Here is a 12964-nt window from a genome sequence, read left to right on the forward strand (position 1 = left end):
CCCTGGCCGACTCGGCTCGCGGCCGGGGGGCCGGGGGCCGCCCCCCGGGCAGACACGGCATCACGCGCTCCCTTCGGGCGGCCCGTCGTGGATCTGGAGCGGGTCGTCGTAGCGCTGGTGGACGTACGGCAGCAGGGCACGGGCGTCGACCCGTTCGGCGACCCGGCCGCTCTGGTCGCTGGTCTTCTCGCCGATGGTGATCTCCAGCAGGCGCAGCACCGGGAGGTCGGCGACGGGGTCGTACACGGACTCGCGGAGCACCACGTCCCCGGTGACCCGCTCCAGCCGGCGCACCTTCTCGTTGCGTACGCAGTGCACCAGCACGGGGTCGCCGTCGAAGCCGGAACCGTCCACGGCGGGAAGGAACTTGAAGTAGAAGTCGGTCTTGCGGGACGGCTCCGGCAGGGGCAGCGCCCCGCTCGCCGTGCCGCGCACCTCCACGAACGCGATGCCGTGCCGGGCCAGCGACGCCCGTACGGCAGAGCCCTCGCGCCCGACCGTCACCTCGCCGAGCTTCTTGGGCTCCCCGAAGACCTCGCGGCCGCCGGTGAGGGCGCGCTCGTGGGTCATCGGCATCACCAGCGGATACCAGCCCTCGACACCCGCGTGGGCGGCGGCGACCGCGAAGGAGCCCGCGCCGAGCGGGTATCCCGGCAGGTCGACCTCGCTGATGTTCACCCGTACCAGGGGCCGTGAGGTCGGTTTGAGCGGGGGTGGCAGCACCGCCGCCACCGCGTCCGGGTCGGTCTCCCAGAGGGCCACCACACCGGTGGACCAGATCTCCGGGAGCCGCGCACTCGCGGTGCGTGCGGCGGCGATCTCCCGCTCGGTCCGTGCGCCGTACCGTACGTGTGCCATACGTCGTACCGCCCTTCTTCTGACGGACCGTCATCTGTAACACAGTTACAGCAGACCGCGCGCGGGGTAAATACACGTGCGCCCACGGGAGTCGGGAGGATCATGCCGAGAGCGTCGAGCGGACCGCGTGGACCGCGGGCCGCGCTGAGCCGGGACGAGGTGCTGGAGACCGCCGCGGGCCTGGTGAAGCGGCACGGCCCGCAGGCGCTGACCATGCGGGGGCTCGCCGCCGAGCTGGACACCGCCGTCACCTCGATCTACTGGCACGTCGGCGGCCGCGAGGCCCTTCTGGACGCCCTGGTGGAGCGGACCGTGGCGGATCTCGGCGAGATCCGCCCGGAGGGCCGCACACCCGAGCAGCGGGTCGTCTCCGTCGCCCGCGCCCTGCGCCGGCAGCTGCGCGACCATCCGCACCTGGTGGCCCTGGTGCACGAGCGCGGACTGACCGAGCGGATGTTCCTGCCCGCCCAGCAGGTCCTGGTCCGCGAGGCGCACGCGGCGGGGCTGCGTGGCGCACGGGCCGCCGATTTCGTCCGGGCCGTGCAGTTCCAGGTCGTCGGCCATGTGCTGGTCGAGCGCAACCGCGAGCGCGCCCCGGCGCAGCACCCGGACGAGGAGGAGCTGTGGAGCGCCGAGACCGCCGGCGCCGACCCCGCCCTGGCCCGCGCGCTGGCCCGCCCCGTGGACGCGGAACGGCTGTTCCTCACCTCCGTACGGGCCCTGGTGGGGGCACTGCTCGCCTCGCGCGGGCACTGACGGGAAGGCCGAACCGTCCCGCGGGTCGGCCGCGTTGCGGGCACGCACACGTGTGCGCCGTCCGAGCGGGAGGGCGGGCGTGAGAGGGCGGGGTCGGCCCTGAGGGACAGCACTGTCGGTCGCGGCCCGTATCCTCAGTGACCATGCTCGAAGACCGTGCGACCGCAGTGTCCTCCCCCACCCAGTGGCCGGCCGCGTATCCGAAGGGATACGCGGTCGTTGACGTGGAGACCACCGGCCTGGCCCGGGACGACCGGATCATCTCGGCGGCCGTCTACCGGCTGGACGCGCGCGGCGAGGTCGAGGACCACTGGTACACCCTGGTCAATCCGGAGCGCGATCCGGGCCCCGTGTGGATACACGGCCTGACGAGCGAGGTGCTCGAAGGGGCACCGCTCTTCGCGGACGTCGCCGAGGAGTTCGCCGCCCGCCTCGACGGCCGGGTGCTGGTCGCGCACAACGCGGTCTTCGACTGGCAGATGATCGCGCGCGAGTACGCGCGCGTGCGGCGCGAGGCGCCGGTGCGTCAGCGGCTGTGCACCATCGCCCTGTCGAAGGAGCTGGGGCTGCCGCTGCCCAACTTCAAGCTGGAGTCCTTGGCGGCCCACTTCGGGGTGGTCCAGCAGCGGGCGCACCACGCGCTGGACGACGCGCGTGTGCTCGCCGAGGCGTTCCGGCCGAGTCTGCGGGCCGCGGCGGCGGGCGACGTACGGCTGCCGCTGCTGGAGTGCCGGCCGCTGACGGAGTGGTCGGACACGCCCCGGATCGGCCGGCAGGCGAGCGGCGGGTACGGCGGGTACCGCCCCGGCAGCTGGCGCCCGTCCCGGAAGCGGCCGGCCTGCCCCTACCCCAACCCGGGCCGGTACGAGGACGGCAAAGGCCTCAAACAGGGCATGCGGGTGGCGTTCTCCGGCGACACGTCCACCGAACGGGAGCTGCTGGAGGACCGGGCGACCGAGGCCGGACTGCATGTGGCGACGAGCCTGTCCCGGCTGACCAGTCTGCTGGTCACCAACGACCCCGACTCCGGCACCTCGAAGGTGGTCAAGGCGCGGCAGTTCGGTACGCCGGTCGTCGACGAGGCCGCCTTCGGGCAGCTGCTGCGGGACGTCGAGCCCGCCGACGAGTGATCGTACGAAAGAGTGATTGGCTCACGACTCACCCGAAACCCCCTCGCCACGGCCCCGGGAAGGGCTCACCCTGTGGCGCATGGCCAAATGTGAAGTTTGCGGCAATGAATACGGAATGACCTTCGAGGTCCACGCCCAGGGCGCAGTCCATGTCTTCGACTGCTTCACCTGTGCCATCCACCGTATGGCGCCCGTCTGCGAGAACTGCAAGGTCCCGATCATCAACCAGGGCGTGGAGGCCGACGGCTCCTTCTTCTGCGGCGCCCACTGCGCCCGCGAGAAGGGGAAAGTGGGGATCGTCGACCGAGTGTGACCCGGTACCCGCGCGATCGCACCCCACGACCGAGTTGTACCGTCGTGGGGTGCACCGCTACCGCTTCCTGCTGACCCGCCAGTGGGTGATCCTCACCCTCGTCGCGATCGCGCTGATCCCGACGATGATCAGGCTCGGCTTCTGGCAGCAGCACCGGTACGAGGAGCGCACCGCGCGGAACAACCTGGTCTCCGACGCGCTGCACGCCAAGCCGGTCCCGGTAGAGCGGCTGACCTCGCCCGGGCACGCCGTGACCCGCACCGAGAAGTACCGCACCGTCACCGCGACCGGCACCTTCGACACCTCCCGGGAGGTCGTGGTCCGGCGCCGGACCAACTCCGACGACGAGGTCGGCTTCCATGTCCTGACCCCGTTCGTCCTCACCGACGGCAAGGTGCTGCTGGTCAACCGCGGCTGGATCCCCTCGAACGGCGTGCAGACCGCCTTCCCCAAGATCCCCGCGCCGCCCGCCGGCCGGACCACCATCTCCGGGCGTCTGAAGGCCGACGAGACCACCGCGGCGAGCGGCATCAAGAACGTCAAGGGGCTGCCGGACCGGCAGATCATGCTGATCAACAGCGCGGAGGAGGCCCGGCGGCTCGGCGCGAAGGTGCTCGGCGGCTACGTCGAGCAGACGGCCCCCGAGGCCAAGGACGGCTCCCCGGAGCAGATCACCGACCCGGGCAGCGAGGACGCCCCGCTGAACTACGCGTACATGATCCAGTGGTGGCTGTTCGCCGCCGGCGTGCCGGTGGGCTGGTGGTTCCTGGTCCGGCGCGAGATCCGCGACCGCGAGGAGGCCGCGGCCGAGCAGAAGCCGGAGGAGACGGAGGAGACGGCGCCGGCCACCGTGTGATCCCGGGCCGGCGCCCCGGGAACGTGTCACTCCCCCGGCGCACCACCTGATTGGCCCCCAGGCCCGGCGGGAAACCGCATCCCGTGAACGCGCGCATCGAGGACTACGCCCTCATCGGTGACGAGCAGACGGCGGCACTGGTCGGCCGGGACGGCTCGATCGACTGGCTGTGCCTGCCCCGCTTCGACTCCGGTGCCTGCTTCGCCCGGCTCCTCGGCAACGAGGACAACGGCCACTGGAGGATCGCGCCGAAGGGCGCGGACACCTGCACGCGCCGCGCCTACCGGCCCGACACCCTCGTCCTCGACACCGAGTGGGAGACCGCCGAGGGCACGGTGCGCGTCACCGACCTGATGCCGCAGCGCGACCGCGCCCCCGACGTCGTACGCATCGTGGAGGGCGTCAGCGGGCGCGTCACCGTGCACAGCACGCTCCGCCTGCGCTTCGACTACGGATCCGTCATCCCGTGGATGCGCCGCTCCGACGGCCATCGGGTGGCCGTCGCCGGACCCGACTCGGTGTGGCTGCGCACCGAGCCGCATGTGGACATGTGGGGCGAGGATTTCGGCACCCACGCGGAGTTCACCGTCGCCGAGGGCGAGCGGATCGCCTTCGTGCTCACCTGGCATCCCTCGCACGAGCCGCGCCCCCCGCTCGTCGACCCCTATCAGGCGCTGAGCACGAGTGTCCGGGACTGGCGGCGCTGGACGTCGCGCTGCCGCTACGACGGGCCGTACCGGGACGCCGTCGTACGGTCCCTGATCACGCTCAAGGCCCTCACCTACGCCCCGACCGGCGGAATCGTCGCCGCGGCCACCACCTCGCTGCCCGAGGAGCTGGGCGGTGTGCGCAACTGGGACTACCGCTACTGCTGGCTGCGCGACTCCACCCTCACCCTCGGCGCCCTCCTGTCCGCCGGCTACCACAAGGAGGCCGAGGCATGGCGGGACTGGCTGGTGCGCGCGGTCGCGGGCGACCCGGCGGACCTGCAGATCATGTACGGGCTGGCGGGCGAGCGACGGCTGCCCGAGTGGGAGCTGCCCTGGCTGCCCGGCTTCGCCGAGTCCGCGCCCGTACGGGTCGGCAACGGCGCCGTCGACCAGCTCCAGCTGGACGTGTACGGCGAGGTCATGGACTCGCTGTGGGTGGCCCGCGGCGCGGGACTGCCCACCAAGCCGCACATGTGGGCGATCCAGCGCACTCTGATGACGTTCCTGCAGTCGGCGTGGCGCCAGCCCGACGAGGGCCTGTGGGAGGTGCGCGGCGGCCGGCGCGATTTCGTCCACTCCAAGGTGATGGTGTGGGTGGCCGCCGACCGCGCCGTACGGACGCTGGAGCGGCACCCGGAGCTGAAGGGCGACCTCCCGGGCTGGCGGGCGATGCGCGCCGAGGTGCACCGGGAGGTGTGCGAGAAGGGCTACGACTCCCGGCGCAGGACCTTCACCCAGTACTACGGCTCGCGCGAGCTGGACGCCGCCCTGCTGCTCATCCCCCGCGTCGGCTTCCTGCCGCCCGACGATCCCCGGGTGACCGGCACGGTCGACGCGATCCGCGCGGACCTGGGACGCGGCGGCTTCGTGCGCCGCTACGACACGGACGCCGTCGGCGTCGACGGAATGCCGGGCGGCGAAGGCGCCTTCCTCGCCTGCTCGTTCTGGCTCGCCGACGCCCTGCACATGACGGGCCGCACAGACGAGGCCCGGGACCTGTTCGAGCGACTGGTGGGCCTCACCAACGACGTGGGACTGCTGGCGGAGGAGTACGACCCGGAACTGGGCCGCCAGGTGGGCAACTACCCGCAGGCGTTCAGCCACATCGCGCTGGTGAACACCGCTCTGACGCTGTCCGGGGGCGAGGGGGCAGGATAGGGGCCATGGATCTTGGACTGAAGGACCGGGTGTACATCGTCACGGGCGCCACGCGCGGGCTGGGCAACGCCGCCGCGCGGGAGCTGGTCGCCGACGGGGCGAAGGTGCTCATCACCGGGCGGGACGGCAAGCGGGTCGCGGAAGCGGCCGCGGAACTGGGCCCGAACGCGCTGGGCGTGGCCGTCGACAACGCCGACACGGGTGCGCCCGAGCGGCTGATCGAGGCCGCCCGGGAGCACTTCGGCGGCTTCCACGGGGTTCTTGTCAGCGTCGGCGGGCCGCCGCCCGGATTCGTCGCCGACAACACGGACGAGCAGTGGCGGGACGCGTTCGAGTCGGTGTTCCTCGGCGCGGTCCGGTTCGCTCGCGCGGCGGCGGCCGAGCTGGAGCCGGGCGGGGTCATCGGGTTCGTGCTGTCCGGGTCGGTGTACGAGCCGATTCCGGGGCTGACGATCTCCAACGGGCTGCGGCCGGGGCTGGCCGGGTTCGCCAAGTCGATCGCCGATGAGCTGGGGCCGCGCGGGATCCGGGTCGTGGGGCTGCTGCCGGCCCGTATCGACACGGACCGTGTGCGTGAGCTCGATACGCTGTCCGCGGATCCTGAGGCCACTCGGGCGGCGAACGAGTCACGGATTCCTTTGCGCAGGTATGGGAAGCCCGAGGAGTTCGGACGGGTTTCGGCGTTTCTGCTGTCTCCTGCCGCGTCCTATCTGACGGGGATCATGGTGCCTGTGGACGGGGGCATGAGGCACGGGTTCTGAGGATTCGGTTTCGAGTGCGGCGGTGTGGGGGCTGGTCGCGCCCACGCGGCGGAGCCACATGTCGATACAGCCCCGCGCCCCAGGGAAATTCGCCTTCCGCAGGCGTCAAGTCACCCTGTCCGCACGGTGTTTGACCGCCCTCAGCCGTACTTCCGCCGGAAGCGACGCCAAACCGGCCGACTCCCGCGCATGCCTCAGGGCCTGGGCCGCGAAGTCGCTCAGTGAGGAGCCGGGGGCCACGTGCGGCTCCAGCCGGAGCCAGGCTCGGGCCTCCGGTTTCGTGCGGCTCCGGCCCGTCAGGAGGACCTCGGTGCGGGCCACCCCGTCCTGTAGGGCGGCGTCCGCGGCCAGGACGGACTCCAGGGTCCTGCCCCGCAGCAGAGCGCCCTCGCCGTCGCCGGTGTCGACCAGGACCTCGGTCAGGCGGCGCCTGCGCAGGACGGCGGTGAGCCACCACAGGGCGAGCAGGACGAGGACGGCCAGGACCGCGATGACGGTCGGCCACCACCCGCCGGCAGCCTGCCGGCGGGTGCGCTCGGCGTGGCTGAGCAGGACGTCGTGCGGGCCGGAGTGGATCCACCAGTGCGGCGGCCGTACACCCAGGCCGACGACGAGGACCGAGGCGCCCCCGGCGAACAGCAGCAGACCCACGAGTGCGAGCAGGACGCGGTTGACGACACCCCTGCGCATCCGCCTCACCCCCTCCGTCCGGGCCGTCGGACGTGCACCGACAGCGCGGGCGGACGGGCCAGCCCGAGCCCACGGAGCGTGTCGGCGAGTACCGCGTCCAGATCCGCGTGTACGTCGTCCAGGTCCCGGAAGTGCGAGACCGCGCGGACGGCGGCCTTCTTCCGGCGCATCCGCACCCGCACCGCCCGTACGCCGGAGACCTCCATGGCGCGGTCGCGCAGCACCAGCGCGGCCGCCTCGCGCCGCAGTCCGGCGCGGACGTCGGGGTGCGGGCGCCGCATGGGCAGCAGGTCCCGCAGGCCGGGCGTGACGGCGAGCGCGATCAGCCACAGGCCGACGGCCGCGGCGATGCCCGCGCCGACCAGCACCCAGGTGTCGTCCAGGGGCCGCTCGGCGAGCTGCCGGGCCAGCGCGCGGCGCCAGTGCATCGCGGGACGGTGGGCGCGGACGGCGGCGATGTCGTACAGGAACACGCCCGCGCCCGCCAGCAGGAGCGCGGCGACGATGCCCGCCGGGACGCGGCGCGCCGACCAGAAACGCCCACTGCCGTCGGGGAGCAGGGGCGGCGGGGCGGGCGGGGTCTTGTCGAGGACCGGGGGCGGCCGGGTGGTGCTCTCGGGTGGTCGGGGCTCGCTCATGGCGTCCTCCCGTGTGGCGCGCCGGGTGCCGGTGCCAGATGCAGCCGCTCCACCTGGACGGCGACCTCCGGCACCTCCATGCTCACCAAAGCGCCTACCCGTTCCACGACTTGGCGACGCACGGCGGCGCAGCGGGTGCCGATGTCGCAGGGGTAGCCGAGTTCGAGATGGACGCGGACGCGGGCCGTTTCCTGATGCACGACGACCGTGGCGTACGGGGCCGCGGCGCCCGCGGGCAGCGGGGCGAGGGCCTCGCGTGCGGCCTGCGCGGCGATCTTCGCGACGACCCGGTCGGCGATCCGGGTGGCACCACGCTCACCCGGCGGCAACGGCTCCAGGGGCAGGCGGGCCGTGCCGGTCTCCGCACTCATGGCGGTCACCGCCGCCGGTCACGCCGGTCGTCGCGGGTGCGGAAGAAGTCGCCGAGTTCGATGTCACCCTCCGCGAACCGGCCGGCGACGAACCCGATCGCGCCCAGCGCCGCCACCAGCAGGAAGGCTCCGAACCCGCCGAAGTACCCGGCGAAACCCAGCGCCATCCCGGCGATCATGCCGACCACGGCCATGCTCATGCAGCACTCCTCAGCTCATCGGACGGGCTGCGTCCGGTGCTGTGATGCCTCAGATGCCTCACTGGATCCGGGGCTCCGGCTCCTCTTCCTCTTCATCGGGCAGCTTGACGTCGCTCACGGCGATGTTGACCTCGACGACCTCCAGCCCGGTCATGCGTTCCACGGCGGCGATCACGTTCTCCCGCACCGCGCGGGCGACCTCGGAGATGGACACGCCGTATTCCACGACGATCTCCAGGTCGAGCGCCGTCTGGACCTCGCCGACCTCGGCCTTCACACCCCGGGCCACCGACTTCGAGCCGCCCGGCACCCGGTCGCGCACGGCTCCGAAGGTGCGGGAGAGTCCGCTGCCCATGGCGTGTACGCCAAGGACGTCGCGGGCGGCCAGCCCGGCGATCTTCTCCACGACCCCGTCCGCGATGGTCGTCCGGCCCCGGGCCGCCGGGTCCCCGCCGCCGCGCCGCGTGGTCTTGCGGGTCGACGTCTGGGGTTCGTTGTCACCGTCTGGGGTCGTCGCCATCTCGGTCATCGCCGTACGTCCCTTTCGGTCGTCGTCCTTCGACCACCGTAAGCAAGGTTGCTCGGTTGCGCGCCGAGTGTGCGGCAGGCTGGAGGAATGACGGCGGACCGGTGGGCGCGAGAGGTACGGCATCAGCTGGGGCTGGGCAGGCTGCTGCCGCTCGGCGGCCCGCCGGACGGGGTGTGGATCGCGGAGTCGGCCGCCCGGGCGGTGCTGGGACGCGCGGCGGCCGGGGTACCGGATGCGCGGCTGGGCGCGCTGCGGATCACGCTCGCCGATCCGGAGAACGTCTGCGAGCCGGCCGTACCGGCCCCGCCGAGCGCGCTTGCGCCGGGCCCGCTGCGGGTGACGGCGGACTTCGCCGCCACGGCGGCCGAGCCGTTGCCGACGACGGCCGCCCGCCTGCGGCAGGCGCTGGCGACGGCCGCCGTGGAGCGGCTGGGCCTTGCGGTGACGGAGGTGGACCTGCGGGTGACGGCCCTGCTGGACACGGCGGACGACCGGCCCGCCGAGGCACCCGCGGCGCAACCGCCGCCCGCCCGCGAGACCACGGATCCGGACGAGAACCGCGTGGCCGCGGCCGCCCTCACCGTCCCCGGGGTCACCCGTCCGACCGGCTCACTGGGCGGCCTGGGGCGCGCGGCGCACATCGAGGAACACCACGTGGGCGGCACGGCGCTGCCCCGCCGCCACGTCCGGTTGGAGGTGGCGGTGGGGACGGACTACCGAGCGGTGGACGTGGCCCGCCAGGTGCGCGCCGCGGTACGAGACGCGCTGGAGGACCGTCCGACGGTGGCGGTCCTGATCACGGCAGTGGTCTGAGCCGACGGCCGCTTCGCCGGGTGCCTGCCCGACGAACGTGTCATTCGCCGACGCCGGCCAGGTCCCGCAACCGCCGAGCCTGCGCGGCCCGCTCAGCCGCACGCTGCTCCTCGTAGGTACGACCGGCCGCACCGCGCAGCAACGCCTTCGTCTCCACCACCGCATCCCGCGGCGCGGCCAGCAGCGCCGCGGCCAAGTCCCGTACCGCGCCGTCGAGTTCCGCGACGGGCACCGCGAGATTGGCCAGCCCGGACGCCACCGCCTCCTCGGCGTGCACAAAGCGCCCGGTGGCGCAGATCTCGAGCGCGCGGGCGTACCCGACCAGTCCCACCAGCGGATGCGTGCCGGTCAGGTCGGGGACGATGCCGAGGCTGGTCTCGCGCATGGCGAACTGCACGTCGTCCGCGACGACTCGCAGGTCACAGGCGAGCGCGAGCTGGAACCCGGCACCGATGGCGTGCCCCTGGACAGCGGCGATGGACACGATGTCGTTCCGTCGCCACCAGGTGAACCCCTCCTGGTATTCGGCGATGGTCGCGTCGAGCCCGGCGTCGTCACGGCGCGCAAGCTCGGTGAAGGTCGGCTCGCCCGGAATCCCCTCCGGGGTGAACATCTGGCGGTCCAGCCCGGCGGAGAAGGACTTGCCCTCGCCGCACAGCACAACGACCCGCACGGAGCCCGGCAGCAGCCGGCCGGCCTCGGCCAACGCCCGCCACAGGGCCGGGCTCTGCGCATTGCGCTTGGCCGGGTTGGTCAGCGTCACCGTGGCGAGCGTGTCGTCGACGGTGAGCCGTACGCCGTCCTTGTCGAGTACAGGAGCGAGGTCCTGGTCGGGCGAAGCCATGGGGCGCCTCCGATGAGTGCAGTCATCACGCATTGCCGTTACGGCATGCTAAGTGACTGCACAGTAACCACCCGGCCGATCAGACAACCGACCGGGTGGCCACCATCGAAGGCGATGGGCCGCCCGGAGTCAGGACGATGCGGCCTTCTTGCCCCGGGTCGCTCCGCCACGCCCACGGAGCGTGACGCCCGACTCGCTGAGCATCCGGTGCACGAAGCCATACGAGCGGCCGGTTTCCTCGGCCAGCGCCCGGATGCTCGCACCGGAGTCGTACTTCTTCTTCAGGTCTGCCGCGAGCTTGTCGCGCGCGGCGCCGGTCACCCGGCTGCCCTTCTTCAGAGTCTCGGCCACCCGTGCCTCCTCATGGGAAGTGCGCTCTGGTCTCCTCATGATCACCCCTCCGGGGCGTGATGGCCACCCATTCGGCAAGGTCCGTGAGACATCGTTGTGACGACAGGAGCACATCCCCACAAGCGGAATCCATGATTCAAAGGCGGTATGTCCGCAGGGCCGAACGAGTGGATTCATGAAGTGCCAGGTCAGAGACGCGAAGCGGCCGATCCCTTGGAGGCCAAGGGATCGGCCGCGAAATCGATGTACGACACACCTCGATACGAGGAGATCTCACACAGATGGTGGATCACGTATCGGCCGAATGATCCATACGCAGTGGATCAATCTCTCGATCAAGCCAAGGCGACGAGATCCGCGTAGTCGGAACCCCACAGGTCCTCGACACCGTCCGGCAGCAGGATGATCCGTTCCGGCTGGAGGGCCGCGACGGCACCCTCGTCGTGGGTGACGAGGACGACCGCGCCCTTGTAGGTGCGCAGCGCGCCGAGGATCTCCTCGCGGCTGGCGGGGTCGAGGTTGTTGGTCGGCTCGTCCAGGAGCAGCACGTTCGCCGAGGAGACGACCAGGGTGGCCAGGGCGAGCCGGGTCTTCTCGCCGCCGGAGAGGACGCCGGCGGGCTTGTCGACGTCGTCGCCGGAGAACAGGAACGAGCCCAGCACCTTGCGGACCTCGACGAGGTCCATGTCGGGGGCGGCCGAGCGCATGTTCTCCAGGACCGTGCGGTCGGGGTCCAGGGTCTCGTGCTCCTGGGCGTAGTAGCCCAGCTTGAGGCCGTGGCCGGGGACGACCTCGCCGGTGTCGGGCTGTTCCACCCCGCCGAGCAGACGCAGCAAAGTGGTCTTGCCGGCGCCGTTGAGGCCGAGGATGACGACCCTCGACCCCTTGTCGATGGCCAGGTCGACGTCGGTGAAGATCTCCAGCGAGCCGTACGACTTCGACAGGCCCTCGGCCATCAGCGGGGTCTTGCCGCAGGGCGAGGGCTCCGGGAAGCGGAGCTTGGCGACCTTGTCGGACATCCGGACCTCTTCGAGGCCGGAGAGCAGCTTCTCGGCACGGCGGGCCATGTTCTGCGCGGCGACCGTCTTGGTGGCCTTGGCGCGCATCTTGTCGGCCTGGGCGTTGAGCGCGGCGGCCTTCTTCTCGGCGTTGGCGCGCTCCCGCTTGCGGCGCTTCTCGTCGGCCTCGCGCTGCTGCTGGTAGAGCTTCCAGCCCATGTTGTAGACGTCGATCGTCGAACGGTTCGCATCGAGGTAGAAGACCTTGTTGACGACCGTCTCGACCAGGTCGACGTCGTGGGAGATCACGATGAAGCCGCCGCGGTACGTCTTCAGGTAGTCGCGCAGCCAGATGATCGAGTCCGCGTCGAGGTGGTTGGTCGGCTCGTCGAGCAGCAGGGTGTCGGCGTCCGAGAACAGGATGCGGGCCAGCTCGATGCGGCGGCGCTGACCGCCGGAGAGCGTGTGCAGGGGCTGGCCGAGCACACGGTCGGGGAGGTTGAGCGCGGCGGCGATGGTGGCGGCCTCGGCCTCGGCCGCGTACCCGCCCTTGGTGAGGAACTCGGTCTCCTGGCGCTCGTACTGCTTGAGGGCCTTCTCGCGGGTGCCGCCCTTGCCGTTCGCGATGCGCTCCTCGTTCTCGCGCATCTTGCGGATCAGTACGTCGAGGCCGCGTGCGGAGAGGACGCGGTCGCGGGCGAGGACGTCGAGGTCGCCGGTGCGGGGGTCCTGCGGGAGGTAGCCGACCTCGCCGGAGCGGGCGACGGTGCCGGCGGCCGGGATGCCGTCGCCGGCGAGGACCTTGGTGAGGGTGGTCTTGCCTGCGCCGTTGCGGCCGACGAGGCCGATGCGGTCGCCCTTGGCGACACGGAACGTGGCGTTCTCGATGAGGATGCGCGCACCGGCGCGCAGCTCGATACCGGAGGCGGAGATCACGGACAGACTCCAGGGCGGGGTGGATTGACGGTATGGGCGGCTGAGGACGTTC

Annotated in this window: 16 protein-coding genes; 7 read left to right on the forward strand and 9 right to left on the reverse strand. The window is 71.9% G+C overall.

Annotated features, from left to right (window positions below; all coding sequences use genetic code 11):
- Positions 1-60: 60 nt before the first annotated feature.
- Positions 61-858 carry an acetoacetate decarboxylase family protein gene (locus AVL59_RS35935; protein ID WP_067313075.1) on the reverse strand — a complete coding sequence of 266 codons (798 nt, stop codon included), beginning with the start codon at positions 856-858 and terminating at the stop codon, positions 61-63.
- Positions 859-960: 102 nt separating this feature from the next.
- Here AVL59_RS35935 and AVL59_RS35940 point away from each other — a divergent pair, with 102 nt between their 5' ends.
- From AVL59_RS35940 to AVL59_RS35965, 6 genes are all read left to right on the forward strand, one after another.
- Positions 961-1614: a TetR/AcrR family transcriptional regulator gene (locus tag AVL59_RS35940; protein ID WP_067313077.1), complete on the forward strand. Its 654-nt coding sequence runs from the start codon at positions 961-963 to the stop codon at positions 1612-1614.
- A 143-nt stretch (positions 1615-1757) separates the two neighbouring features.
- A complete protein-coding gene (locus AVL59_RS35945; protein ID WP_067318139.1) occupies positions 1758-2744 on the forward strand; it encodes a DEDDh family exonuclease in 987 nt (328 codons plus the stop codon).
- Between the two features lie 79 nt (positions 2745-2823).
- Positions 2824-3057 (forward strand): hypothetical protein, encoded by a 234-nt coding sequence (locus AVL59_RS35950; protein ID WP_067313079.1) that lies wholly within the window; start codon positions 2824-2826, stop codon positions 3055-3057.
- Between the two features lie 49 nt (positions 3058-3106).
- Positions 3107-3913: an SURF1 family cytochrome oxidase biogenesis protein gene (locus AVL59_RS35955; protein WP_067313081.1), complete on the forward strand. Its 807-nt coding sequence runs from the start codon at positions 3107-3109 to the stop codon at positions 3911-3913.
- A gap of 83 nt (positions 3914-3996) precedes the next feature.
- Complete coding sequence (locus AVL59_RS35960) at positions 3997-5781, forward strand: glycoside hydrolase family 15 protein (RefSeq protein WP_067313082.1); 1785 nt, start codon at positions 3997-3999, stop codon at positions 5779-5781.
- 5 nt (positions 5782-5786) lie between these two features.
- Positions 5787-6542: an SDR family oxidoreductase gene (locus tag AVL59_RS35965; RefSeq protein ID WP_067313083.1), complete on the forward strand. Its 756-nt coding sequence runs from the start codon at positions 5787-5789 to the stop codon at positions 6540-6542.
- 105 nt (positions 6543-6647) lie between these two features.
- Here the strand turns inward: AVL59_RS35965 and amaP are convergent, their stop codons facing one another.
- From amaP to AVL59_RS35990, 5 genes are read right to left on the reverse strand one after another with little or no spacing between them, the layout of a single operon-like run.
- A complete protein-coding gene (gene amaP / locus AVL59_RS35970) occupies positions 6648-7232 on the reverse strand; it encodes an alkaline shock response membrane anchor protein AmaP (protein ID WP_067313085.1) in 585 nt (194 codons plus the stop codon).
- Between the two features lie 5 nt (positions 7233-7237).
- A complete protein-coding gene (locus tag AVL59_RS35975) occupies positions 7238-7870 on the reverse strand; it encodes a DUF6286 domain-containing protein (protein ID WP_067313086.1) in 633 nt (210 codons plus the stop codon).
- Complete coding sequence (locus tag AVL59_RS35980; protein WP_067318141.1) at positions 7867-8241, reverse strand: hypothetical protein; 375 nt, start codon at positions 8239-8241, stop codon at positions 7867-7869. Before AVL59_RS35980 ends, AVL59_RS35975 begins: the two co-directional genes overlap by 4 nt.
- Positions 8242-8246: 5 nt before the next feature.
- Entirely contained in the window at positions 8247-8441 is a 195-nt protein-coding gene (locus tag AVL59_RS35985) for a hypothetical protein (RefSeq protein ID WP_067313087.1), read from the reverse strand.
- 58 nt (positions 8442-8499) lie between these two features.
- Positions 8500-8970: an Asp23/Gls24 family envelope stress response protein gene (locus AVL59_RS35990; RefSeq protein ID WP_067313089.1), complete on the reverse strand. Its 471-nt coding sequence runs from the start codon at positions 8968-8970 to the stop codon at positions 8500-8502.
- Positions 8971-9057: 87 nt separating this feature from the next.
- Between AVL59_RS35990 and AVL59_RS35995 the strand changes: the two genes are divergently transcribed.
- Positions 9058-9783 (forward strand): nucleopolyhedrovirus P10 family protein, encoded by a 726-nt coding sequence (locus tag AVL59_RS35995; RefSeq protein WP_067313090.1) that lies wholly within the window; start codon positions 9058-9060, stop codon positions 9781-9783.
- A gap of 40 nt (positions 9784-9823) precedes the next feature.
- Here AVL59_RS35995 and AVL59_RS36000 read toward each other — a convergent pair whose 3' ends face one another.
- The 3 genes from AVL59_RS36000 to AVL59_RS36010 all read right to left on the reverse strand — a co-directional run bounded on the left by AVL59_RS36000 (position 9824) and on the right by AVL59_RS36010 (position 12912).
- Positions 9824-10627 (reverse strand): enoyl-CoA hydratase/isomerase family protein, encoded by an 804-nt coding sequence (locus AVL59_RS36000; protein ID WP_067313092.1) that lies wholly within the window; start codon positions 10625-10627, stop codon positions 9824-9826.
- A 129-nt stretch (positions 10628-10756) separates the two neighbouring features.
- Positions 10757-10978 carry a helix-turn-helix domain-containing protein gene (locus AVL59_RS36005; RefSeq protein WP_004002281.1) on the reverse strand — a complete coding sequence of 74 codons (222 nt, stop codon included), beginning with the start codon at positions 10976-10978 and terminating at the stop codon, positions 10757-10759.
- Positions 10979-11313: 335 nt separating this feature from the next.
- Complete coding sequence (locus AVL59_RS36010; RefSeq protein WP_067313093.1) at positions 11314-12912, reverse strand: ABC-F family ATP-binding cassette domain-containing protein; 1599 nt, start codon at positions 12910-12912, stop codon at positions 11314-11316.
- Positions 12913-12964 lie beyond the last annotated feature (52 nt).

The organism is Streptomyces griseochromogenes, from assembly GCF_001542625.1.
GTDB lineage: Bacteria > Actinomycetota > Actinomycetes > Streptomycetales > Streptomycetaceae > Streptomyces > Streptomyces griseochromogenes.

Bases quoted from the DNA above. Each gene is read 5' to 3' on its own strand.
- AVL59_RS35995 (WP_067313090.1), top strand. From the start codon at position 9,058: ATGACGGCGGACCGGTGGGCGCGAGAGGTACGGCATCAGCTGGGGCTG.
- amaP (WP_067313085.1), bottom strand. From the start codon at position 7,232: ATGCGCAGGGGTGTCGTCAACCGCGTCCTGCTCGCACTCGTGGGTCTG.
- AVL59_RS35990 (WP_067313089.1), bottom strand. From the start codon at position 8,970: ATGACCGAGATGGCGACGACCCCAGACGGTGACAACGAACCCCAGACG.
- AVL59_RS35965 (WP_067313083.1), top strand. From the start codon at position 5,787: ATGGATCTTGGACTGAAGGACCGGGTGTACATCGTCACGGGCGCCACG.
- AVL59_RS35945 (WP_067318139.1), top strand. From the start codon at position 1,758: ATGCTCGAAGACCGTGCGACCGCAGTGTCCTCCCCCACCCAGTGGCCG.
- AVL59_RS35975 (WP_067313086.1), bottom strand. From the start codon at position 7,870: ATGAGCGAGCCCCGACCACCCGAGAGCACCACCCGGCCGCCCCCGGTC.
- AVL59_RS35940 (WP_067313077.1), top strand. From the start codon at position 961: ATGCCGAGAGCGTCGAGCGGACCGCGTGGACCGCGGGCCGCGCTGAGC.
- AVL59_RS35950 (WP_067313079.1), top strand. From the start codon at position 2,824: ATGGCCAAATGTGAAGTTTGCGGCAATGAATACGGAATGACCTTCGAG.
- AVL59_RS35935 (WP_067313075.1), bottom strand. From the start codon at position 858: ATGGCACACGTACGGTACGGCGCACGGACCGAGCGGGAGATCGCCGCC.
- AVL59_RS36000 (WP_067313092.1), bottom strand. From the start codon at position 10,627: ATGGCTTCGCCCGACCAGGACCTCGCTCCTGTACTCGACAAGGACGGC.
- AVL59_RS35985 (WP_067313087.1), bottom strand. From the start codon at position 8,441: ATGAGCATGGCCGTGGTCGGCATGATCGCCGGGATGGCGCTGGGTTTC.
- AVL59_RS35980 (WP_067318141.1), bottom strand. From the start codon at position 8,241: ATGAGTGCGGAGACCGGCACGGCCCGCCTGCCCCTGGAGCCGTTGCCG.